This window comes from Mycoplasma bradburyae (assembly GCF_024339025.1).
In the GTDB taxonomy this organism is placed as follows: Bacteria; Bacillota_I; Bacilli_A; order Mycoplasmatales; family Mycoplasmoidaceae; genus Mycoplasmoides; species Mycoplasmoides bradburyae.
Genome location: NZ_CP101415.1, coordinates 351,612 through 377,649 on the forward strand (window position 1 = coordinate 351,612; position 26,038 = coordinate 377,649).

Below are 26,038 nucleotides of genomic sequence, written 5' to 3' on the forward strand. Positions count from 1 at the left end.
AGTATAATTAAAAAAAAGTATGAGCAGTAAGATTGAACAAAACTTAACTAAAGAAGCGATATATAAAGATATCTCTAAATGGCAAGCATTCTTAGAAGGTTATAAAGACTTCTATGGTTTTGATTTTGAATGATCAAGATACATCAAGGACTGCAAACTTTATTACGGACATTTTGATATCCATGGATTTATTAAAGCTTACGGAAAAGAATGCGAAGAAGACTTTAAGAAATTCAAGGCATTAATAGCTCAAAAAAAACAAGAAGAACAAAACAAAGAGCAGGCAGAACAAGAGTTATCAAAAGAACTGTTTAATGTTTATGATCAACTTTTTTATGCTGATAGTTTAAGAGTAAGGTTGTTAATTAACTTTTTAAACCCCGAGAATAGTTACGAAAAAAAAGCGTTAAAAAAATCTTGAAAAAAGGCAAAATCACAAGGATTAACTAAACGCGAATGAATGAAATCAATTCTCAATATTCCCTTTAAAAAAGGTGAGCGTGATCCACACGATTATCGTTATGATTACGATGAAGTTCATAATATCTTAAAACAGATTAAAGAAATTAAAAAAGAATATTTAAACAAAAATATTAAAGAACGTTCTGATCGTTTTTCAACCAAAAAAATGAACGAGTTTGAAGAAAATATCAACGAAGCTTCATTAGTTATTGATTTTCATAATGATTTTGCAACCAAATTAATAGAACACGAAAAAAAACAAGCTAGTAAAAAACAAGAATATTTAAATTATCGTCAAGTTGTAAGTGGTTTTGTTGATGAACAAGAACAAGAATATCAACATGAAAATGTTCAAACTCAAACTGATGATGAATTAATTACAAAACCATTCCAAAAACCACATGAAAGTATTCCAGAAGTTAAATATAATACATTACCAAAATCAATTCCTGATATTGATAAAGAGCTAGATTTATTACATAATAAAAAAGTTGCTAATTATCAAGATGAAATGAATGATTTTTTTCAAAAGAAACTTGATCAAAAAATTCGTGAAATCAAATCAACTTCTGATTTAATTAATTCTGAATTCAAAAAAGCTGAATGAATTCGCAAGAAATCTGAAATTGAATACGAAAAAACTAAGGAATTCAGACAAAACTTAACCAAAGAAATTGAAAATATTAATCAATCTTATTCTCACAAAAAAAGATAATATCTTATAATATATAGGATGTTAAATTTAGTAAAGGAGGTAATTTTGTGCCTAAGGTTGAAGTAAAAGATGGTGATCTTGAATTGGCTTTACGTAAATTTAAACGTGTAGCTAGCGAAACTAAAAGATCTTTTCTAAGACACGAATACCACCTAAGAAAAGGGATTAGAAGACGCGAAAAACAAAAAGCGGCTAGAAAACGTTTACAAAAAAAACACCGAATGTACTAATCCAAAAATACAATAAAAAAGTTATAGCTTAAACGCTATAACTTTTTTATATTTTTCACCAATAACAAGCATTTTTATTGAAAGAGAAAAGTTAAAAAATATTAAAAATGCGGTAATTTTACAAAAAAATAGAAAATAGGGACTTGTCCCTATTTTTATAAAATAATATTGATGATTTGTTATTAATGGGGCGATTGACGGGATTTGAACCCGTGCATGCCTGATTCACAGTCAGGTGCGTTAAACCGCTTCGCCACAACCGCCATAAACACAGTGTATATTATACTATATAATAAATATTAGCAAACAAAAATTATTAATAAGCAATAATCTTTTATATTGAGCTATATCAATATTATAGGGTAAAAATGTTATAATTACTTAATAAGTGCTAACGCAGTTCATATATGAAATTATTTAAAAAAGTCTTTTTTGGAGCTACATTATTCGGTTTAGGTATAGCTTCGATGATGAGTGGATTGTATTACTACCAAAAAGACAAAGCATTAGATCTATTCAATATTAGACAAAATGATGAAACGATCTCAGAAGTAGGTGGTTTGAATGGTTATGATCCGCTTAAACCAAATGAGTTTTTAAAATCTAATATTGCATTTAACAATCACACCTTTAGCACAGAAAAACAAGCAGCATCTTATTTCTTATCAGTTGCTAATAATTTTGTTACAAGAAAACTAATGATCGGTGATGGAATTAAAAAAGATCCATCAACAGGTGAAATTATTAATGCAGATGGTTTAAAAGATATCAATGATTCTTCTTTTAGACCGCACAAATACCGTCCAGCATATTTATTACAAGACAATAAATATACTTCAGATCAAACAAAAGCTTCGTTAGAAAGAATTGGTAAGCCTGAACATTACATAAAAAGCCCCAATGGTTTAATTTATGGTGAAAATGAAGCTGTTGAAGATCCGACTCCGAACATTGTAAGTGATGATCTAATTGAGAAAACTATGGATGATAAACTTGATAAGTTTTTCAAAGATCTTTATTATTATGAATTTGAAGATGTTACTAAAGACAAACCTACAAAAATTAACATCAATCCTTTAAATTTAATCGATATTTTAAAAGTTAAAAATTTAGCAATTGATTCGTTAAATTTAAATAACACAAATTTTAATTTAAAGTTATATGAACTTAATGAAGATCATACGCAATACAATAAAGTCGATAATGCAATCTTGTTAAATAAGATGTTCATCTCAAATCTTAGCAATAAGTTATTTAGCGTTATTAATAACTTTTTATGAAATAACTTATTCATTAATATTAAAGGAACTGTAAATAATAACAATAAAGATTTCAGAGTATGATTTGGTGTTCCTTATCTATCGATCAGCAAAAGTGCTTCAGTTGAATATGAACTTCCTTTTTATTTAAGGTCATCAACTGAAAATGTTAATAAATTTGGTTCTTTTAATAATTTAGATCAATTTATTGATAGTGTTCAAAGTTTCACTGACCCCGTTATCTTCAGAGATAGATTTTTAAAAAGCAATCCAGTATATACAGCATTTAATAAGATTATTGCTGATAACTACATTGAAAATAGTGATAAAGGATTATTTGGTGGATATAAAAATAGTAAGATTAATGCTATTGTCCATGGTGATCAAGGCGGGATTGGTTGATCTACGCAAATCGACTACAACAATAATGTTGGAATTTATGTAAATCCAACAGCTAAATTTGTTAATATGTCTATTAGTTTGAATATTAACCAAAATAAGATTAATAGCTACCAAGTTTCAGAAGAGAATATAACAAAATTCAGAAATGAATTAAACGCAGCAATTCCTTCATCAACCAATTCCCAAAAAATGGTCTTGATTGATCGTATTATTGATGCAAGTATAAGAGTTCTTACTAAAAAGATTTTTGAAGGTTTTGATATTAACTCAAACACATCACGAGATGATATAAGAACTTATATGAGTTCAGTTATTGCTAATCAATTAAATATAGAATTTACATCAGCATTAACTCAATCTAACGAAGCAGTAAATATCGATACTGGTGCTGCTTTACAAAACTTAATAGGTAATTTATTCTCATTGAATGATACATTAAATTCAAGAGACAAAATGTTTGTTATAGAATATAACGATCAACCTTTATTTGGATTAAATATTTTAAGTGATGATAATTTTAAGAATATTTTCTTAAAGAGATATAGTAATGAATTATCAAAAACTGCTATTGATACTTTAGCGGATTCATTAAAAGAATATAAAAAGATTTATCCAAACCGAGTTAATAGTTTATTAACTAATGTTTCAAATACTATCTCATACAATCCGACTTATAAAAAAATTACTTTAAAACCGTTAAATGATGATAATTTATTAGTTAAATATAATGTAACTAATTTTGATATCCAAAACCTATATAGCCAATTCGGAATTACACCAACACCAGGACATAAAGCAACGTTGCTAAACAATCCTGATGATAAATCGAATAGTGATGTTGAACCTTACGGAATTATTCAAGCACTTAACAATACATTATTTAGTTCTAATGATAATGTTAATAACAAGCACTTAGTTAATGTTTATGATGTTTTGATTGCTTGAAATAAAGATGGTTCAATTAAGCCGACTAAATTAGCTAAAGCGTTTAATTTAACAATTAATCCATCGGTAACTAATTCTAAGATTATTAAATATCGAAGTGAAGTTAAACCAGAATTAGTTAATGTAATTCAAGAATCTAAGAATATTCTAGTTTTACGTAATTGATTAGGTGATATTGTTTATGAAGAAACTTATCAAAATGATCAATGACCAACTGAACAAGAATTAAAAAATATTACCTCAACAGCTACTAGCACATTAACAATTGATCCTTCTACAAGATTCTTATATGATAATGGAAAATTAGTAAGAATTAATAATCTTCATTTAATCTATGAAATTAGATTAGGGAATGTTACTAGAACATTTGATAAATACGAAGATGCTTTTAGCTATATCTGAAGAGTTATCAGAGTTAGCTCAACTAAGATTAATAATTTATCTAATTAGATAAATTTAAAAACAACTTTATTAATATTCTTATTAAGATTAATAAAACGTTGTTCGTATTCGGTAATTACATTATCTTTTATTAAATCATCGTTTTCATCTAGGCTGTGCAAGTCGCGAGTTAAAGCGATGATTTTTATTTGATCATTTGATTGTATTGTTTCGATCGCATACTCAAATAATCCATCATTATCAGTTTTAAATTCAATAACACCATCAGGTTTTAAAATTCTTTTATATTTCATTAAGAATTCTAAATCCACCAAACGTTTTTTTGCGTGACGTTTCTTAGGTCATGGATCTGAAAAATTTAAGTAAATTTTACTAAAAATTTGCTCAGGAATATTTTCTTGAATTATTGCAAAATCACCGTTTAAAATCGATAAATTTTGTAAATTTTCGATATCAGAAAACTTATTTATCATTTTTAAAATAACTGTTGCATTTTTTTCGATTCCTAAATAATTAATATCAGGATTATTTAATGCTTTTTGATAAATAAAACCACCTTTACCAGAACCGATTTCTAAAACATTATTTTTATTGAAATCAAGGATATCAATTAATTGTTCAATTTTTATAGTATTACGAACCTTTGTAATTTTTAGATTAGCATCTTTGATATTTCTAATACGCATAAGTTAATTATTTATTTTGTATTCTTAAATTGATTTTGACGACTTAGTTCATACAACGCACAGATTACACTGTTTGATAAATTAAAACTCCGAATATTATCATGCATTGGAATTTTTACTAAGTAATTTTGATATTTTTCTAATAACTCATTTGGCAATCCACTAGTTTCCTTACCAAAAATAAGAAAAACTCCTTTATTATCTAAATAATCGTTAAAATCGATATTAGATAAATAATTAGTCGCTTTTTTGTAAATAAAAATAAATTATCTTGAATTTTATTTTTATTTAAGAATTCATCAAAACTTGCGTATTGTTTTAATTCTAGTTTATCTCAATAATCCAATCCTGCTCTTTTAAATTTTTCATCTGTAATAAAAAAGCCAAAAGGATGAATCATATGTAAAGTTGCGTTAAAACCAACACAACTTCTAGCGATGTTTCCTGCGTTTCTTGGATCTTGTGGTTGGTATAAAACAATATTAATTTTTGATGACATATCTATATAATTTTAATTATTAAAATATAAAATAAAAATAGTATATTTTACAAACTTAAAATATTAAATCTGGTATATGAGTAAAAATTATAAAGATACATTATTAATGCCTTCAACTAATTTTGAGATGAAGGCTAATCTTTCAACTAAAGAAAGTAAGATTCAACAACAATGATTAGATGATAATATTTATCAATTAAGATTAGAAAAAAATAAGAATAATAAAGAGTTAATCTTACACGATGGCCCCCCATATGCTAACGGGAATATTCACGTTGGTCACACGATGAATAAAATCATTAAAGACATCATTGTTCGTAGATGATTAATGCAAGGGTATTATAGTCCATATATCCCTGGGTGAGATACTCATGGGTTACCAATCGAACATGCTGTTCAATTGAAACTTGGGCAAGAACAATTCTTTAAATTATCAGTATTAGAACGCATGGAAGTATGTCGTGATTTTGCTATTAACCAGATTAAAAACCAAAAAGAACAATTCAAAACTCTTGGTTTAATTACTGATTTTAAAGCTTGTTATTACACTTATGATAAGCAATATGAGATAGACCAATTAAAAGTCTTTGCTAAGATGATTAACGAAGGTTTAGTGTATCAAGATTACAAACCGATTTATTGATCTTGATCATCTAAATCAGTTTTATCTGATGCTGAAGTAGAATATAAAGAAGTTAAAAGTCCAAGTATTTATGTTAAGTTTAGAACTTTAGATAATGATTTAATTGGTAAAGATGTTAATTTAATTATTTGAACAACTACTCCTTGAACTTTACCATCAAATTTAGCTATCTCAGTTCACCCAGAATTTGAATATACACTATTCGAATCTGACCAACAAAAATACTTAGTTGGTTCAAATTTATACGATAAATTAGTAGAAAAATTTCAATTCAATTCGCCGAAAGTAATTAAGAAAATTAAAGGATATTTACTTGATCGCATTGAATATGCACACTGTCTATATCCAGACAAAAAAGGTCTTGTTGTTTTAGGAGAACATGTTAGTGATTCTGATGGTACAGGGTTAGTGCATACTGCTCCTGGATTTGGGTTAGACGACTTTTTAGTATGTAAGCGCTATAAGATTGATGCTTACGTTCCGATTAATGATGAAGGTTGTTTTGATAACACTGTATATGATCAATCTTTAGTTGGTGTTTTCTATGACGATGCTAATAAGATTATTGCTAAGCAACTTGAAGAGAAGAATGCATTATTAGGATTAGATTTCATTAAACACCAAGCAGCACATGACTGAAGAAGTAAAAAACCAGTTATATACCGTGCTACTAAGCAATGATTCATTAATATTAAGTCAATTAAAGAACAATTGATAAATAATATTAAAAGTGTTAAATATCCAAACGAACGTTATGAAAAAAGAATGTTAAGTATGATTGCTGAGCGTTCTGACTGATGTATTTCTCGTCAAAGAACATGAGGTTTACCGATTCCGATTATCTTTGATGAAAATAAGGAACCAATTCTTGATAAAGAGATTATTGATAACACAATCAGAATTATGGAAACTGAAGGTGTTCAAGCATGATACCAACATGATGCTAAGTATTTCTTAACTAATAAATACGATCCAAGAAAAACTTATTACAAAGAAACTGATATCTTAGATGTTTGATTTGACTCAGGCACTTCATTTAATATATTAAAACACAATGGTATTAAAAATAAAGCTGCTATCTACTTTGAAGGAAACGACCAATACCGTGGTTGATTCAACTCAAGTATGATATGTGCTACAGTGATGAACAAAACAGCTCCTTATGAAGAATTAATTTCTCATGGATTTACTCTTGATGAAAAAGGATTCAAGATGTCAAAATCACAAGGAAATGTTATTGATCCATTGACAATTATCAAAGATAAAGGTGCTGATATCTTAAGATTGTGAGCTGCTTCAATTGATTATTCAAATGACCACAGAATTGGTAACAAGATAATTGAACAAAATAGCGAAATTTACCGTAAAATTCGCAACAGTTTATTCAGATTTATTCTCGGTAATTTAAACGATTTCGACTTTAAAGATTTAAAAACTTACAAACTTAGTTTAGCTGATTTATTAACAATTAATCAAGTGAATAAATCTTTTAGAAAAATTGATCAAGCTTATTTAAATTATGATTATTTAGAAATTACTAAAGAAATCAATAAGATGATCGTTGATCTGTCATCTTGATACTTCGAATTGATTAAAGATAGTTTATATTGTAATAAAAAAGATGATAGTTCAAGAAGAGCTATTCAAGCTACTTTAAATTACATCTTTATTAATGCTTTATACCGAATTGCACCAATTTTAGTTCATACTTGTGAAGAAGCTTACAGTTTCTATACCGCTCCTAATAAAGAAAAATCAATTTATTTAATTAATCCTCCAAGTTTATTTGAAATTAAAACTGATATAGATCTAGAACAATTAGATAATGAATTTAATAATATTAAAGATGCTGTTTATGCTGAAATTGAAAAATTAAGAAAAGACAAGATATTATCTAAATCTAATGAAGCTGTTGTTTATTTATCTAGCCAATATTTAGAAACAAATAAACAACTAGTTAAATCATTAAAACAATGATTGAATGTTGCTGATGTTTTATTTACAAAAAATCAAGAAATCACCGTTAAAAAGACCGATTTCTTAAAATGTTTAAGATGTTGAAACTACTTTAAAGAATTAAGTAATAAAAACAACGAAATTTGTGATCGTTGCAGTGAATTAGTTTAGATGAAAAAGATTGCTATAGTATATGGAACAAATCTTGGTACAACTGAGTTGATTGCCAAGAAAATCAATAATCAAATTAAATATCCAACAACATTATTAGATGTAACAAAAACCAATGTTGATGAAATTAATCAATATGATGTAATTATTTTTGGTACATCAACTTGAGGGACTGGCGATATCTTAGATGTTTGATTAGATTTCGAATTTAAACGTCTTGATGTAACTAATAAAATATTTTTACTATTCGGGTGTGGGGATAGTCAAACTTATCCTTACACTTTCTGTGATGGTGTCGGAAAGTTATTTGATATTCTTAACCGTAAAAAAGCTAAAATAATCGGAATGATTGATAAAAAAGAGTATGAATATAACTTTGAAGAGTCAAAAGCTTATTATAAAAATAAGGTTGTTGGCTTACTAATTGACCAAGATTCTCAGCCTGATAAAACTGATTGAAGAATTACTAACTGAACTAGCTTAATTAATGAAAAATTAAGTTAGATACTATAAAATTTCATAATTTTTATTAATTTTTCTTTTGTTATAATATGTATGATAATGGACCTAATACTGAATTTTCATTATTTCAGAAGGTTTTTCATATATCTACAAAATTAATATTGCTTTCAAAATTGCAATTGGCATACAATAATGGATAACAATCAAAACAATTACAACCAACCTGGCCAAGGAAACGACCAATACCAACAACAATCATCATTAGTATCATATGGATATGATGCTAATGGTAATCCTGTAAGCGATCCTTCATTAGCTGTTTATGATGCTAATGGGATGCTTATTAACCAGAATCAACCAGATCAAAATCAGCAATACGACCAATATGGAAATCCTGTTGGTATGTTATCAGGTAACACTTATTCTCAAGAAAATGACCCTTATTATCAACAATACAATCAATCAGGTCAAAATCAACAACAATACGATCAATACGGAAATCCTGTAGGTATGTTGCCTGGTAATCAATCGCAAGATCCTAACCAGCAACAATATGATCAATACGGTAACCCAGTTGGTATGTTACCTGGTTCAGGTCAAGGGCAAGACCAAATGCAACAATATGATCAATACGGTAACCCAGTTGGTATGTTACCTGGCTCGAATCAAGGGCAAGATCAACAATTTGATCAATATGGTAACCCGATAGGTATGTTACCAAGTTCTAACCAAGGTCAAGAACAACAATTTGATCAATACGGCAATCCTATAGGTATGCTACCTTCATCAAACCAAAACCAACAATACGATCAATACGGAAATCCTGTAGGCATGTTGCCTGGTAATCAATCGCAAGATCCTAACCAGCAACAATATGATCAATACGGTAACCCAGTTGGTATGTTACCTGGTTCAGGTCAAGGGCAAGACCAAATGCAACAATATGATCAATACGGTAACCCAGTTGGTATGTTACCTGGCTCGAATCAAGGGCAAGATCAACAATTTGATCAATATGGTAACCCTGTTGCTATGTTACCTGTTGGTCACTCTGCACAGTCACAAGATCAAAATCAACAATTTGATGAATATGGTAACTCAGTTGGTATGTTACCAAATGGTTCGACACAATCACAAAACTCTAACCAACAACAATTCGATCAATATGGCAACCCTGTTGGTATGTTGCCTAGCGGTAATCAAGGACAAAATCAAATGCAACAATATGACCAATACGGTAATCTAATTGAAGCTTTACCGTCTTCACAAGACCAATCTCAATATCAACAATACGATCAATATGGTAATCCAGTAGGCATGTTACCAAGTGGTGATCAAGGTTATGATCAAAACCAAATGCAATACGATCAATACGGAAACCCTATGGTTCAATACGATGAATATGGCAATCCAATTGGTATGTTGCCTAATAATCAAGGTTATGATGGTTATGGGCAAGAACAATATGATCAAAACCAACAAATGGAATATGATCAATATGGTAATCCAGTTCAACAAGAACAGTGAGATGAATATAATCAACAAAACAATGCTTTAGTTGCTCAAGATTGAGAACAAGAACAACAACAAGAAGAAGTTCAACCAGTTGAAGAACAACCTGAAAATAATGTTATTGCTGCACAAGAAGATGACTTAAGAAACTTCTTAAAGAACAACACTGGTACTGAATTAATTTCTTACTATGACGAAGAAGAGGAAGAAAAACCTCGTAAGAAAAAACCTCGATCTGCTAACCAAACAAGAGGTTTATTACCTGAATTAGCAACAGTTAATCAACCTGACCAAACTCCAGTTACACCTGAACTTAATTCAAAACCGATTTACGACGACTCTGATGAAGAATTATCAACTGATGAATTAGATGATGACGACCTATTAGAAGGGACAATTCAAGGTGCTCAAGAATCTGATGATCAAATAAATGAAGAACAAGATGATCTAGAGGATGAAGAAGAAGGTGTTATCAATTTACCGATTGAAGATATCGAATCTGCTTTATTACCTAAATTTGAAGAAATTCAAAGAGCAAGCTTACAAGAAATTCAAAAAGTTAAATTAGAAAGTGCAGAGAATTTAAAAGTGTTACAACAAGTAAATGATGAACTAAAAACTAGTAACAGCGAGTTAAAAAATACTAACGATGAATTACGTAATTCTAACGAAGAATTAAGAAATTCTAACGAAGAATTAAGAGTTTCTAACCAAGAATTAAAGAATTCAAATTCAAGAATTGAAAACCAATTACAAGTATTGCTAGAAAACATTAACGATATTAAGAATAAATCAAGTGAAACTAAAGATGAAAGTGAAGACAGACAATTCAAACTAGAAGAACGCTTAGAACAATTAGCTAATAAACTTGATCAAACTAGAGAAATTATTGATGAATCTAAAGAAATTTCTAGAGAAACTTACCAACAATCTAGTAATGAATTAATTCAAAGCTTTGAAAAGAGAATTGAATTATTAACTGAAAAATTGAACCAAACTCAAGCTGCGTTTAATTTAAGTCAAGAAGCAAAAGAAAAACAAGACAAAGACTTTGCTAGCAAATTAGATAGAATTATCGAAGAATCTAAGGAAGCAAAAGAAAAACAAAGCAAAGAATTTACAACTAAGATTGAAGAAATTATCGAACAATCTAAAGAAGCGAAAGAAAAACAAAGCAAAGAATTTACAACTAAGATTGAAGAAATTATTGAGCAATCTAAACAAGCAAAAGAAAAACAAGATAAAGATTTTGCTACAAAATTAGAACAAATTATCGCTCAATCAAAAGAAGCTAATGCTAACTTAGAAAACCGCTTAAAAGAATCTTCTTCTAATATTGAAGGTAAGTTAGAAAATAAATTTGAAGCTTTTGCTGATAAATTAACTGAAATTACTTCTAAGAAAATCAGTGAAAAGATGGTTGAACAAGAAACTGCTAAGAAGAATGAAATGAATACATTACAATCTTCTTTACAAAAAGCGTTATCTGATGTTGTAAGTAAAGTAGAGAACTACGCAAGTCAATCACAATTACAATCTCAACACTTAAACCAAACTTTATCTTATCACCAACAACAAATTAACAACTCTTTAAGACAATCTGCTCAAATGGCACAAATGGCACAAATGGCGCAAATTAATCAAATGAGTCAAATGTTGCCTCAACAAATGATGGCAATGGGAATGAATAACCCTTACGGTGGTTTTGGTCATAACCATCCAATGATGCCTCCTGTTCATCAATATCAACAATTACCTCCACCTCCTCCAGCGCCAGCGCCAGCACCAGCACCGATTATTCAAAACCCATTACAATTACCAGGTGAAAACCCAACATTATTTGAAAAATTAATGCTGGCTAATATGTTTAAACAAACTATTAATCCACCTCAACCGCAACAATTACCTCAATTACCTCCACAACAACCGCAACAATTACCTCCTCAAATTTTAGCTTTACCTCCTACAGTAGTTCAACAACCACCTAACTACTTAGTACCTCAAGCTCCACAAATTATTCACTCACCAGCTCCAAGACAAAATGATTTTTATAACAATCGTATTAACGAACGTTTAATGATTGATGATGCTTACAACGCTGGTTATGATGAAGCTATGTATGAAATGGAAAACCATTACTACCCACAAGCTGCTTATGAATATCCAGAATACGAAGAAATTCAACCATCATTCAGAAGACGCGGGGGAAGAGCTAAATTCGATCCTTACGGTAACAGATAAAACTAAAATAACAAAATCGATATAAATCGACAATGAGAAAAAACCCTAATTCTGAATTCGAAACTGGTCAGTTTGATGATCAATCCGATAACGTCTTTCAGGATGTCTATGACACTGGATTTGACGATGGATATATCAAAGCAAACCAAGAAAATTTATTAGCAAACCAGTATAGACTTAAAAGTAAATTTAGTTATCATAGTTCTGATAACAATACTTTTAATACACAAGCAGAATTAGAAGAATTAAAAAAACAAAGTGCTCAAGTAAATGATGATATCGATTATTATCAAAAAGTACAGTCTGAAATAGCTGATGAAAAAAAACGCTTATTACAAGCTATTGATGATTTAGAAGCTAACGAAGATCAATTTCATCCAGAAGAATTTGAAGATGAAAGAAACTATTTATTAAACGAATTAGATCGTTTAGATAATGAACTGTGATATATTGAGCAGTATAAAAATGATTCTATTGATTTTGTTAATAAATTAAATGATCGTCTAAAAAAAGAAGAAGCTAATATCGATTCTTATAATAAAGAATCAGATAAAAATATTCGAACTAATTACATCAAAATTGATGAATTAAAAGATAAGTTAGCTACTGAAACTGATGAATACAAAAATTTATTAAATTCTTCAACAAGTGAAATTAATGATATCGATCGTCAAATTTCGGAATTACAAAATTTAATTGACGAAAAAATTTCACAATTGAATAAAGATTCTTACGGTATTAAAGCCTTAGATGATTTCGCTAGAGAACATTTAAAAAAACAGATCAATGATCTAATTTCTCAGCGTAACACTTTAGAAAAGGCTAAAAAGATGCATCTTTATAACCTTAATTTAAAGAAAGAATCGATTAAGCGTTATAAAGAACAATTACAAAAATATCTAAATTCTTTAAAACAAATGCGCAATGAGCATAATAACAAACTAAAAGGTTATGCTCATAATTTAGATAACTTAAAAAGAGAAGTAGAAAAAGCAAAACGCAGTTTTGACGATCAAAAAAGCAAAATTTTACAAGCTAAAGCTAATGCTGATCGTTATTTTGAACTACGCAAAACTGATCTACAAAACGCATATAGAAAAGCTAAAAAAGCTGTTCTTGAAGCGAACAAAGCTCAAGCTAGAAATATTCAGCAAAAAGACTATTTAGTTTTAAAAAACAATAAAGCTGAGCGTTTATTAAATAAATTAAGAGACGATAAAGATCGTCTAAAGATTGCTAACCTGTCATTTGAGTCAATGCGTAGGCAATCTATTGCTATATTAAATAATCTGCAAAGTGAATTAAATCAAAAATATAGCATTTTAGAAGAAAAAAAACATAAACAAGACGCTTTAGTTAATGAAAAAATTAGCGAGCTTGAAACATATCGCTCTGAACTTAACGAAGATAAATTAAAGTTCGAAAGAGAAAAAGAAAATCAAGAACGTAGATATAAAAGCTATGAAGCTTCTTTAAATAAGAAACGTCAAGAAATTGATGAACTTTTCTTAGAAGCTAATAATAAACTAAACCAAGCGTCGCTGAAAGAAGATAACCTTCACAATCAAAAACGTGAAATCTTATCTAAATTAAGAAATCTTGAACAATTAAAAATCGAGATTGATCAAAGAAAACGTGATTTAGATCAAAAAGAAATTCTTGATCAACAAATGATTCGTAAGATTCAACTTGATGTTGAATCTGAACGTTCTGATTTGCAAAGAATGCTTTTGATTGAACGTAAAAAAAATGACGAACGTGAACAAGAGTTAATTCAATACGAACGCGAAATTAAACGTCAGCAAACTGACTTTGAAAACAACGTTAGTTACGAACAAAAAAAACTATCTGAGCGAGAAAAAGAATTAAAAGAAGGTTATGAGCGACTTGAACAAAAACAAAATGAAGTTCAAGAAAAAATTGATGAGCTTAACGATGAAATAGCTAAAGCTCAAAAAAGTAAGCAGTCATCATTACTACTTGAACAAAAGCTTAAAAACGAACTTGAAAATTTAAACACAAGTAAAAGTAATCTAGAACTACAAAAAGAAGAATTAAATCAAAAATCACGTAAGATGATTGAAGATTTTAAAGCTTTTGAACAGGATTTAAAACGTCAAAAAGAAGATCTTTCAATCTATGAAAAAAATCTACAAAAGAAAGAAGCTTCTTTAGTCAATTACCAAAATGATGTAACGATTCAAAAAAATGAAGCATTTCACAAGTCTCAAGTAATGCATCAAGAACTTGAACTTAAGAAAGCTCATCTTGAAAATGAATTGAGAAAGCTTAGTAATGAAAGAAAACAATTAGATCTAGATAAAGAAGAAAACTATAAGCTTAAAAAATCAATTGATGATGAAATTAGAGAATTAGCTAAAAAAAGAAGTGATTTAGAAATCTATCAAAACAATATCGAGAATTTTAAAGCTAATTCAATTGCTAAAATTAATGATATCGAATCTGATTTAGTTAGAAAACGAACTGAATTAGAACAACTTAAAAAAGATCAAGAAAATCATTACAACGAACTTAATACACGTTTAAGTAATGAATTAGATGATTTAGAACAACAAAAGAAAAAATTTGCTCATCAAAAACAACAAAAATTTGAGGAGTTCATTGAAGCTAAAAATAAGTTAGACGTTAAAGAAAACGAATTACTTATATATGCTCAAAAAGTTAATGATCGCTACAGCCAATTAAAAACAATTGAAAAAAATAATAATGCTAAAAGCGATGAAATTAAGTTAAAACTTGAAGAATTTAAACGTGCTGAAATTGAATTTATTAAGCAAGACGAAGCAATCAAACAAGAACGTGTTAAATTTGATAATCAAGTTAAATTACTAGAAGCTGAATATAATCAACGTAATGTAGTTTTACAACTTCAAGAAGAAGAGATAAAAAGAAGAAAACTAGAACAAGATCAACAAGAACTTCAAATTAAAAAAGATATTAAACGTCTTGAAGAAGAAAGAAATAACTTTGACGAAGAAAAACGTAATAAATACAATAAGATTTCTAAGCTTCATTTAGAAATTCAAAAACAACGCAATCAGATTGAAAACGAACAACGCGAAATCGATAAACAAAAAGATGAATTAGTTGCAATTGCTCGCGAAGGTAAGTTAAAAAAACAAGAAATTGATGACAAGTTGTTAATTCTTGAAAAAAAGGAAAAACAATTTAAAGAAGAAGATGAGTTGTTAGCTAAAAAACGTATCGATTTAATCCAAAGAATCGGCGTTTTAAAATCTGAAATTAATCAAAAAAATGAAATCTTATCTTTACGTTCAGCAGAATTAAATGAAAAAACTAGACAACAACAACAAAAAGAAGCTGATTTACAACGTAAGATAGATTCTTTAGAATCTGAAAAAGAACAATTTTCGTTTGATCGTAAAGCGGAATTTGAAAAAATAAAAAAAGAAAAAGAACAACTATCTGCTAAGGAAAAAGAAGTAAACAATGCGATGAGCAAAATCAATTTAGCTTTTGCTAAATTAGATTTAATTCGCAAGAATAATAAAGCTGATAAATCTAAAATCAATGATCAATTAGCTTTATTGAATGAAAAGAAAGAAAAAATTGACCGCGAAAGCGAATACTTAGACAGTAAAAAAACTGAGTTTATTACTCGTTTAAGAAAAATTGAAAATGATCTTGAAGTTGAAAAACAAAAAGTTCTATTAGATCGTTCTAATGTTGATCGAATCATGGCAGATCAACAAGCTTTGTCACGTGATCTTGAGAATAAATACCGAACTCTTGAAACTGAAAAACGTAATTTTTCTCAACAAAAAGAAAACGACTTAAAAGAAATTGATGAGTTTTACCAACAAGTTCAACAAAAAGAACGTAATCTAAGCTTCAAAATAGAAGACTTAAAACAATTACGTTACATTTTAGAAAAAGAAAGTTTCAACGTTAATTCTAATAAGAAAGAATTAAAAATTAAAATTGAACAATATCAAAAATTAGCTAAATCAATCAAGAATGAACAAAACAAATTAGCTCACGAAAAAACAAGTTTTTTTAATAAAGTTGAACAACTAAAAGATCAATTAAATCAAAAAAATAATAAAATTGAAATTCTTCGTTCGAAAATTATTCGAAATTATAAAGAACAAGAAAGAGAAAAACGCATCTTAGAAGAACAAAAGTTTAAGAATGCTGAGCTACGCAAATCTTTATTAAAAAAACAACAAGAATTACATAAAGAACGCGATCTACTAAATTTAGCAAAAAATCAACAATTCCAAGAAATCAAATTTAAAAACGAAGAAGTTGAAAATAAACTAAAACAGATCGTAAAAGAAAAACACAAAGTTAGTAATATTAAGCAAGAAGTTGATTTTAAGACACAACAACTATCTAACTTACAACAACTTGTTAGTAAACAAAAAGCTGATCTTCAAAAAGAGTTAGAGAAAAACGCAGAAAATTCTCAACGCTTACAAGAAACAGAAAGATTACTAGAAGAGAAAAAACAAAAACTTCGTTCTGAATATAATAAGGCAAGAAAAATCTTAACATCTGCAAAAGCTACTGATAATGCTTTAAAGAAAAAACAAGAAGATATCCAGAACCAATTTAAAAAATTAGTTCAACTAAATAAAAAAATCCTAGATGCTAGAAATAATCTTTTAAAACAAAGAAGATTAATTCAAGAAGAAATTAAGAAAAACAATATGGCAAACTTCCAAAATCCCTACCCTAATTTTTTAAATCCAAATCAACAAATCGTACCAAATCAAGGAGTATTACCAATGCAATCTCCTCAATTTGTTGGTTTAGCATACCCACCTCAACCTACATTTGATATCAATAATCCTTTGATGCAAATGCAACAAATGATTAACAATCAGCAGATGTTCATTATTCAAAAAGAACACCAATGAGCTTTACAAGAAGCGAACAAGAAAAACACTAAATTAACTAAACAATTAAAACAATTAAAACAACACAAAAAAGCTTTTGCAGAAAACGCAACTCAACATTTAACTTACCACAATCAACTAAACGCTGATAACTCTTATAAGATTAATTCATTACACAACTTATTAAACCAAGTTGCTGTTAACACTGAAAAACGCATTAAGAAAATTGAAAGCGATTTAGAACAAAAGCGCATTGATCAAAGTCAAATAACTTCTAGAGAATTAGAAGAAATTTCTGCTAATTCAAAATTAGTAGAAGAAATCAAAAATATTCTTAATGAAACAAAACAACAAACAAGCGATTCACAAAATCTTAATACAAACGAATTTAGAAGTTTATTTAACGAAATTAAATCTGATTTTAAAAACCAAGTAGATTTATTGAGAAACGAAAAAGAAGAATTCAATTCAAGAATAAACCAATTATCTCAAGTAATAGAAAAAAGTCCTATTGAAGTTAAGAAAACATTAGAATACCAAGATCAAAAATATCAAAAAATGTTCGATAACTTAAAAAATTCTTACGAACAGAACATTAGTTTGCTAAGAAACGAAAATCAGGAATTGCAAAAACGTTTATCTGGTTTATATGAAGAGATTTCTGAAATAAAAACAAATACAGAAAAAATTAAAGCAACTCCTCAAAAAACTGAAGTTAAACCATTCCAAGATGATTTAAACTCTATATACAATGAAAACCTTAGAATGTATCAAGAAAGAAGTAAAATTTTTGATCACAATCTAAACTCGAATTTAAGAATTGATTTAAATCACAAAAAGGATGTTTCTAATAGTAAAAAAGAACGCATCAATCAATTAGCAAATGAAATTAAAACAATTAAAGAACTAATTGAAAAAAAGAAAGCTAAGTAGCATTAAAAATGAATAATAAAGATCAATCAAAAGCGTTGTTACAAGATGATATTATAGAAAGAAGAGAAGAATCTACCTTCTTTTCTAACTATCAACCTCCCCAAGTTAATTATCGTGTAAATTGTCAAGAAGAATACACTAAAGAACAAGAAGCTGAAGATGATGCGCTAATTGCTTTATTAACAGAACAATTAGAACAACTAAAAGCGCAATTGTTAAATGAAATAAATTCAGATAACGATGCAAAACAAATAACTAAACCAACTTCAGAAGAAGATAATTTAACAGCATTAAGACAAAATATAATTACTCGAATAAAGCTGTTAGAAAACTTATATAGAAATTTCTATAACAACGATTTTGATAGCTCTAACATTGATCGATTATCTGTTCAAGATTTAGTTGAACTTAAGAAAGAATATTATTCATTAAATAAAACGCTTACAAAAGTTCAGTTAGTTTTTGATGAAATTAATAGACATTCAGCAACAATAGCGGACGAAATTAGCAAAGCTAATATTAAGCCGTGATTATTTTATTTAAATAATAAAGAGTTCAATTCACAAAATGAATTTTTAACATACTTATTTGAATTAAAACTAGATGCTAAAACTAAATTAGTTAATTTAGAACAATCAATTGATTGAATCGCTAATGAGATAAGATCATTATCTAACTCTAGTAATAAACAATTAGATAATATTGAAAATAAATTAATCGTTCAAGATAACTTAACAAAAAAAGATCTAGAAGATTTAAAGCAAGATCTACGTATCGATCTTAGCTCAACAACTAAAAAAGACCTGGATTTATTAAAAAATCAATTAGCCACTGATTTTAATAAAATCGCTAAAATCGATTTAGATAAATTAAGAGAAGAAATTAAAGTTGATATTAATAACATTAATAAACAAGATCTGATTAACAAACAAGATCTAGAAGCGTTAAAACAATCAGTTTTAAAAACACAATTAGAACTAATTGAGATTAATGAGAAAAAATTAAATGAATTGAAGCAAGAACACCAAGCGCAACTAGAATTAACTAAATATTCACAACAATTTATAGCTGAACAATTAGCTTTAGCAATCATTAAGCAAGAAAAAATTCTAGAAGAAAAACTGCAATCTTTAAAAGATCTTCGACCGATTAATATCACAGAAACAACAGTACCAGCATCGCCAATTATTACTGTTAAACCGGATTATTACGATGATCAAGAAAAAGAATTAAAACCAATTCAATCAAAAGAACAAAAAGAAGAAATCCAACAAGAATTACCGATTCAAAATGTTCTTGTGGTTAAAGAAGAAGATTCTGAAAATGAAGCAGTAATTTTAACTAAAAAGATCAATGAATTAAATCCATTAATTGAAACTAACATCAAAATAGAAGCTAGAGATTCAATTGTTCCGGAAGTTGTTGATCAAGATGTTTCAGTTGAAAAAATTGAAAACATCACAATTAACGAAGAAATTGATGAGATTAAAGATTTAAGCAATATTGTTAAGAATATTCAGGTAGAAAATCAAAAATTAGATCAAATCAAGAAAAATATTCAGGAACAAAATATTCAGATTTCAACAATTGATTCTAGCTATGTTTTACAAGAAGGTGTAAATGTTCAAGTTCCAAATGAACTGCAAAATCAACAACCTGAAATAGTTGGTAATTTTGAATCCGAAACTTCTCCATTTAGTCAATTAACTAAACAAGAAATTCCTAATAATCAATTAGCTAATCAAGAATTAAATAATAAAAATCAAAAACTATCATTAGGTCAATTAAATGAATTAAATAAAGTAATTGATTTAGAATCATTGCAACCAGAAATTTTAACGCCTAATGTCGTTGTAGAACAAAGTGCAGTTGCTTTAAATAACAATCAATACAACTTTGATATTTTAGAACAACTAAGACAAAAATATCAAGAAGATAAAAAAGCTCTTGAATTAAAACAAGAAGAATCAAATGTTCAAATTCAAGCTCTTAATGAACAAATTAGTCAATTAAAAAATCAATTGATCAAAAATCAAGAATTAAATCAATCTGAAATCATTAAGAAAACAACTGAGTTTAAAGATGTTTTAGAAAATCAAAAAATTGCGTATGAAGCAATCTTAAATCAACATAAAGAAAGATATGAAAATGAGCTTATCAAAAGTAAGAATGATTTCATAAACTTAATTAACGAAAAAATTCAAATTAAAACCGACGAATTATTAAATGAAAAGGAAAGTGATTTCGATCAAATTAGAGATACTTACCTAAATGTTCTTAACGAACAACAAAAAGAATATGATAAACAAATTAAGCAAAAACAAGTTGAAATTATCACTAAACTAAACCAACAAAAAGAACAGTTTGACGATATTATTAGATTAAAAAATCTCGAATGAAATCAATATCAAGAAATATTAATCAATAAAAATAATAAAGATCTAGACGAATTAGAAAAACAAAAAGAAAAATACAAAAACAGTAATAAGGTTGATCAAATTAATGTTAATGCGATTAACGAAAAAATTGATAAATTAAAAGAAGAACAACAAAAAAATCAAACAATTATTGATGAATACAACAAATCAAAAGAATCGTTCTTAAACAATATTCATAATATCTATAACAAAGATAGCATTAATTTAATTACTGATGAAATAACAACTAAAGTTTCTGAAAAATTCAATCAAGAAATTTCTCGACTAAAAGAAAATACTTATAATTACTACCCTGATTATTCTGGTTATTATGGGTATTATAACGATCAATATGACCAATATGATGAAGGTTATGTTGATGAAAATGGAATGTATTTCGAACCTGTTGATGTTGAATTAGATCCTGAAATTATAGAACAATTTAATTATGGTTATGAAAACGGATTAAATGACTATGAATATGATCAAAACTATAATTATCAAGATCAAAACCAAGAGGCTTACATAAGTAAGTATCAAAACAATCAATCATCATCTCATGAATTCATTCCAGATCAAAACGATAATCAATTTGATTATGATGATAATTATGATGGAATTAATCATTACAAGACGGAAGATGTAGTAATTATTAATGATAAAATTCAAGAACAACTAAACAATGATCAATCATTAAAAATTAGAAAACCAGGTGGTTGATTTGCTAAAAAAATTTACCAAGCGCAAGCTGGTGAAAAAGAAAAAATCCCTCAAAAAATGAGCGGAAGACGCGGTGTATTCAAACGCGTAAATAAAGGAAGATTATCTAAGAGCGAAATTAAACAATACGCTAATAAAATTATTAACTCAAACAAGTAGAAAAAGACATTATGGAATTCATTCATTCAGAACAGATAAAAAACTGAATTAGTCAAAACCTGACCACTAATTTTACGCGTGGTTTCTTTGTTGATGTTTTATTTTCTACAAAAAAGACTAAAAAGGTATCAGTAATTTCTGGTTTGGATTATTGCGGACAAACGGAAATTATTAGTGAAATCTATTCTAGATTTAACTCACAAAACTTATTAAATAGTCTTTATTTAGTAGATTTAAGTTCTGTTTATGTTAATGATGAAACTAAAATTGATGATTTCTTAAATAAAATTAAAGATATTAATAATGCTTTCTTTATTATTAGTAATATGAACCAACAAGAAGGGACAAAAATTTGGTTTAAACAAATTGCTAAGATTGCTAAAAAGCAAAACATTATATTTTACTTGTTTGTAAACAACTCTGGTATTCTTTATAATAAGATTATCGATCATTATAACTTTAATCACTTTTTCCTAAAACCCTTTAGATTTAGTGAATATTTAATTACTAAAGAAAAGTTTAGTGATATTAATTTTGTAGATTACTATGATTATTTAAATTCATACAGTCCTATTTTAGCAAGATTTAACGATAAAGCTGATGCGCAGATTTTATTTTTTAATCAAATTGTTAATTTATTTAGGCATGATGTTTATGAATTATTTAACAAGAAGTATTCAATTAAAACTTGCATGTCATTATTAAATGTTGTTGTTTATGCTGATATTCCTTGTTTTAATCTAAATTTACTGTCAAAAGAACTTGATATCGATTTTGAGGAATTACTAGAAATCATTAGGATTTTAGATAAAGCTAAGATTTTAAGGATGATCAGAGTAACTGAAAATGATTTAACTAAAAAACGTGAACCACTTTATTTCTTAGTGTTCTATCACCCGATTAATTACATCATTTTTGAACATAATAATTTATCAATTTCTGATCTAATGAATAACACCAAGGTTTTATTATCAGCATTTATTAGTGCAACTAACTTTGATGAAGTTCTAGAAATTGTTTATGATTATCATGTTTCTTGAACTGAACAAATAACTTTGATTGACAAACATAGAAAAAGGGCATATATTTTAGGTATCAATAATAATGAAATTGGACCAATTTTAAATGCATTAACTTGAAAACATAGTTATCGCGTTAATTATTTAAATCAAAATGATTTAATTAATTTAATTGCTAATCGTGAACTTAAGAATTTCAAGAAGTATCAAATTTTATAAAATAAAACATTATGGCTAGAACTAAAAAAAATAAAACAGAAAATAAAAAAACAAAAAAAAGAGTTAAGAAAGAACAACAAGAAGTAGGTGTTGCTAAAAATCTAGCTAATAACCAACCAGAGCTTTTAAACGTAAAAGTTGAAAGTGAATTTGAACAAGAAGATGATCTTGATTTTAGTAATAAATCAATTTTAAACGATGAAAACATCATCTTTTCTGGAGAAATAAGAACTAACAAAAGCCATTTAAAAAATAAATATTTTGATTCTGTTTTAGATGAAGAAGATTTGCTTCAAGCTGAATTTGACGAAATTAAACTTAAGTCTAAGAAAAGTTTATTAACTAAGAAAAAGAAAAAAGAAGATCGTACAGCTCAAGCGATCAAAGAATCGATTAGTAAACGTTTTGACGGTTTTTTTGATGAAACTGATCAATCTTTAATTACTGATACGATTTATGACGGCGATTACAAAGAACAAGAAGAAAAAGATATAATAGAACAAGCTAAAAACTTTTCTACTGCTAGTGATATTATTGAAGAAATTATCTATAATTCTGAAAAACGCCAACCTATTAACAATAAAGAAGAAGATGTTATTGAAGGTGAAATAAAATCACTCGATCAATTGCCGGAAAATCTTGCTGATTTAAATATTGAAGAGCTAACAGAATTAGAGGAATTATCTGTTAATAATTTAGCTTTTGATAATGAAAAGGAATTTAACGAATTACAACTTAATAAAGAAAGTGTTGTTTATGACGCAATTCCTGCAGATGAAGTAGAAGAAAAAAAAGATGTTTATGAACCAAACATTCATTTAAATATTCAACAACCATTAGAAATAAATGAAGAATTAGTAATTCAATCTGAAGTTATTCAAGAAGTTAAAACTATCACTGAGCCAAATATTCAAAATGAGGTAATATCAGAACCTGTCGTAATCAATCAACCAGTTGTAGAATTATCTAGTGAATCATTAATTAATTTATCAGATGCTAACATTCACAAACCGAATGTTGAATCGATTCTACCTCTAATCGAACAAAAAGTTATTGAAATCTCTGAATATCCAGTTCTTCCACCTGAAGTTTTAGAAGTTACGAACTTACCTGAGGTTAATGTTGATCTAATTAATGATGAAGTTATAAAAATCGATGTAGTTGATTTAAGTGAAAATCAAACTAATTCTCAAGAAGTTTATAAACCATCTTATCAATCAATTTCTGAAACAATTGATTACTCTGTTGATTTAAATCATACAATCGATATTGAATTAGAAGGTGTGAATATCGATAAAGAAGTTATTCATATTAATCAAACAAGTAATAAATTAGAAGAAAAAACTCATAAAGATAATTCGATTATCCATTACCAAGTTATCGAAGATGGTGTTAAAGAAAAAGAATTATATGTTGATGTAAATAAAATGAATTCAGCATTAAATTCTGAATTGAAATCAATCACAAAAAAGAAAAAATCATTAGATGAATTAGAAGTCATTCCTGCTGTTGTAGTTCATAGAACAAATAAAAAATCATTAGATGAACTAGAAGTCATTCCAGCGATAACAATGAATAACAATTTCGTTAAACAAGAAGTTATTAATATCCCTGAAAATGACTTCAGAACATTTGATAATTCAGTTAATGAAGAAGTAAGCAAACAAAAATCGATTCAAGAATTAGAAGCTTCGCTAAGTCAGATAGAAAATGAAATTAAGGATTCAGGAATTAACATTGAAAATGTTGAAATCATTTTAGATGCAAATATTGTGTCTGATATTGAAAGTATCAAGCAAAATAAACGAGAACTTTTAGTTGAAACTGATAACTTAGTAAACGAAATTGTTTTAGATATTCAAGAAGAAACATTTAAAATTGAACTAGATAAATTAAATGAAGAGTTAACTGATCAAACAATTTATCCGATTCAAAAACGTGAACTTAATTGGAAGTTTAAAGAAGATAACACTCAATATGACATGTTAAGCTTTGATTGTGAAAGCTATAACAATATCATCAAAGAACAAAATGAATTAAAGATGGTAGCTGATTGAATGGATTACTCTTCGTCTCCGTTAATCAAAATTAAACCAGAATCAGTTATTCAACAAGATTTAGAAACTGTTAGCGTTAAATTTAAACCTAACTACAAAAAACTTGATTCTGAATTGTTAGATGACAGAATTTATCCTGTAAATAATAATGATTTAAATTGAGATTTAAAAGAGCTAGACGTTAAATATAATTACATTGATTTTGAATTTGAAAGTTACAACTCGATCATAAAAGAACAGACAGAATTTAAAATGTTCTGTAAAAAAGCAATTGATTACTCAAAAGCGCCTATTATCAGAGTTCTAGATGAATCCACTAAACTAGTGGATGACACAATTGAATTAAATAATTCGGAAACTTTTGCATCATCTAAAACTGAATTGCCAAAATCTAATTTAGAAGTAATTGAAACTACTGAATGAGAGACTGTTGATAATAATTCGACAATTGACTTCCACTCATTGATTAACAAAAAGTTTGATACACCAAAATATTATCTAGAGAATAAACACTCATCTAATACTGAAGAAATCGAATTAAATGAATCTAATTTTGAAGGTATAGATGAAAATATTCTTGAATTAATAAAAGAACAAAAAAGAATTATTAAGGATCGTTTAATTTCTGAAGATAATTTTAATTCTGAAAAATTCTCTAAAGCTTTAACTGAAAAATTAAGAGAAGAAACTAGTAAAATTATCATTAAAAATATTGCTAAGCAATATAACAATATTAATGATATAAATTCATATAAAAAGCCTTTAGTATCGACCGAAATAAAAACAATAAATCCTTTTGTTAACAAAAGCTTAAAGGATAAATTAATTAATTCTCAGGATTTAAGATTAGTTAATAAAGCTAATAAAAAAACTCCAGCTAAATCAATTCTTAACGATTTAAAAGATTTCAAATTTAGAGGACCTAATTTAATATATAAAGAGAACGAACCTAAAAAATTAACAAGTTCAAAATAACAGAAAAATAATCAGACTATCTGCCTGATTATTCAATTTTTATGTCGTATTGACTGAATGAAATTTATTGA

At 27.6% G+C, this 26,038-nt stretch carries 13 protein-coding genes and 1 tRNA gene; 10 read left to right on the forward strand and 4 right to left on the reverse strand.

What is annotated here, in order from left to right:
• Positions 1 to 19: 19 nt before the first annotated feature.
• Both NMG77_RS01475 and rpsU read left to right on the forward strand, forming a co-directional pair.
• The gene (locus NMG77_RS01475) at positions 20 to 1,177 is read left to right on the forward strand and encodes a DUF5454 family protein (RefSeq protein WP_255045999.1); all 1,158 of its coding nucleotides are present in this window, start codon (positions 20 to 22) and stop codon (positions 1,175 to 1,177) included.
• A 47-nt stretch (positions 1,178 to 1,224) separates the two neighbouring features.
• Entirely contained in the window at positions 1,225 to 1,407 is a 183-nt protein-coding gene (gene rpsU, locus NMG77_RS01480; protein WP_255034931.1) for a 30S ribosomal protein S21, read from the forward strand.
• 186 nt (positions 1,408 to 1,593) lie between these two features.
• Here rpsU and NMG77_RS01485 read toward each other — a convergent pair.
• Positions 1,594 to 1,670 (reverse strand) — tRNA-His (locus NMG77_RS01485).
• Between the two features lie 144 nt (positions 1,671 to 1,814).
• Between NMG77_RS01485 and NMG77_RS01490 the strand changes: the two genes are divergently transcribed.
• Entirely contained in the window at positions 1,815 to 4,463 is a 2,649-nt protein-coding gene (locus tag NMG77_RS01490; RefSeq protein WP_255046000.1) for a hypothetical protein, read from the forward strand.
• Here the strand turns inward: NMG77_RS01490 and trmB are convergent.
• The 3 genes from trmB to NMG77_RS01505 are packed head-to-tail and all read right to left on the reverse strand — an operon-like array spanning position 4,460 to position 5,600.
• Positions 4,460 to 5,101, reverse strand: a complete 642-nt coding sequence (trmB, locus tag NMG77_RS01495; protein WP_255034933.1) for a tRNA (guanosine(46)-N7)-methyltransferase TrmB — start codon at positions 5,099 to 5,101, stop codon at positions 4,460 to 4,462. The two genes, NMG77_RS01490 and trmB, sit on opposite strands and share 4 nt — an antisense overlap.
• An 11-nt stretch (positions 5,102 to 5,112) precedes the next feature.
• Entirely contained in the window at positions 5,113 to 5,364 is a 252-nt protein-coding gene (locus NMG77_RS03895) for a TrmH family RNA methyltransferase (protein ID WP_408954338.1), read from the reverse strand.
• Positions 5,304 to 5,600, reverse strand: a complete 297-nt coding sequence (locus NMG77_RS01505; protein ID WP_255046001.1) for a TrmH family RNA methyltransferase — start codon at positions 5,598 to 5,600, stop codon at positions 5,304 to 5,306. Before NMG77_RS01505 ends, NMG77_RS03895 begins: the two co-directional genes overlap by 61 nt.
• Positions 5,601 to 5,676: 76 nt before the next feature.
• On the opposite strand from NMG77_RS01505, the gene ileS reads away from it, so the two are divergent.
• The 7 genes from ileS (at position 5,677) to NMG77_RS01540 (ending at position 25,967) form a co-directional block, all read left to right on the forward strand.
• The gene (gene ileS, locus NMG77_RS01510; protein WP_255046002.1) at positions 5,677 to 8,370 is read left to right on the forward strand and encodes an isoleucine--tRNA ligase; all 2,694 of its coding nucleotides are present in this window, start codon (positions 5,677 to 5,679) and stop codon (positions 8,368 to 8,370) included.
• The gene (locus NMG77_RS01515) at positions 8,371 to 8,874 is read left to right on the forward strand and encodes a flavodoxin domain-containing protein (protein WP_255034936.1); all 504 of its coding nucleotides are present in this window, start codon (positions 8,371 to 8,373) and stop codon (positions 8,872 to 8,874) included.
• A 150-nt stretch (positions 8,875 to 9,024) separates the two neighbouring features.
• The gene (locus NMG77_RS01520; protein ID WP_255046003.1) at positions 9,025 to 12,585 is read left to right on the forward strand and encodes a fibronectin-binding protein; all 3,561 of its coding nucleotides are present in this window, start codon (positions 9,025 to 9,027) and stop codon (positions 12,583 to 12,585) included.
• A gap of 32 nt (positions 12,586 to 12,617) precedes the next feature.
• The gene (locus tag NMG77_RS01525) at positions 12,618 to 18,401 is read left to right on the forward strand and encodes a cytadherence high molecular weight protein 2 (RefSeq protein ID WP_255046004.1); all 5,784 of its coding nucleotides are present in this window, start codon (positions 12,618 to 12,620) and stop codon (positions 18,399 to 18,401) included.
• An 8-nt stretch (positions 18,402 to 18,409) separates the two neighbouring features.
• Positions 18,410 to 21,697: a cytadherence-associated protein gene (locus NMG77_RS01530; protein WP_255046005.1), complete on the forward strand. Its 3,288-nt coding sequence runs from the start codon at positions 18,410 to 18,412 to the stop codon at positions 21,695 to 21,697.
• 11 nt (positions 21,698 to 21,708) lie between these two features.
• The gene (locus NMG77_RS01535) at positions 21,709 to 22,935 is read left to right on the forward strand and encodes a hypothetical protein (protein ID WP_255046006.1); all 1,227 of its coding nucleotides are present in this window, start codon (positions 21,709 to 21,711) and stop codon (positions 22,933 to 22,935) included.
• Between the two features lie 11 nt (positions 22,936 to 22,946).
• On the forward strand, positions 22,947 to 25,967 hold the full coding sequence (locus tag NMG77_RS01540; RefSeq protein ID WP_255046007.1) for a hypothetical protein: 3,021 nt from the start codon (positions 22,947 to 22,949) through the stop codon (positions 25,965 to 25,967).
• Positions 25,968 to 26,038 lie beyond the last annotated feature (71 nt).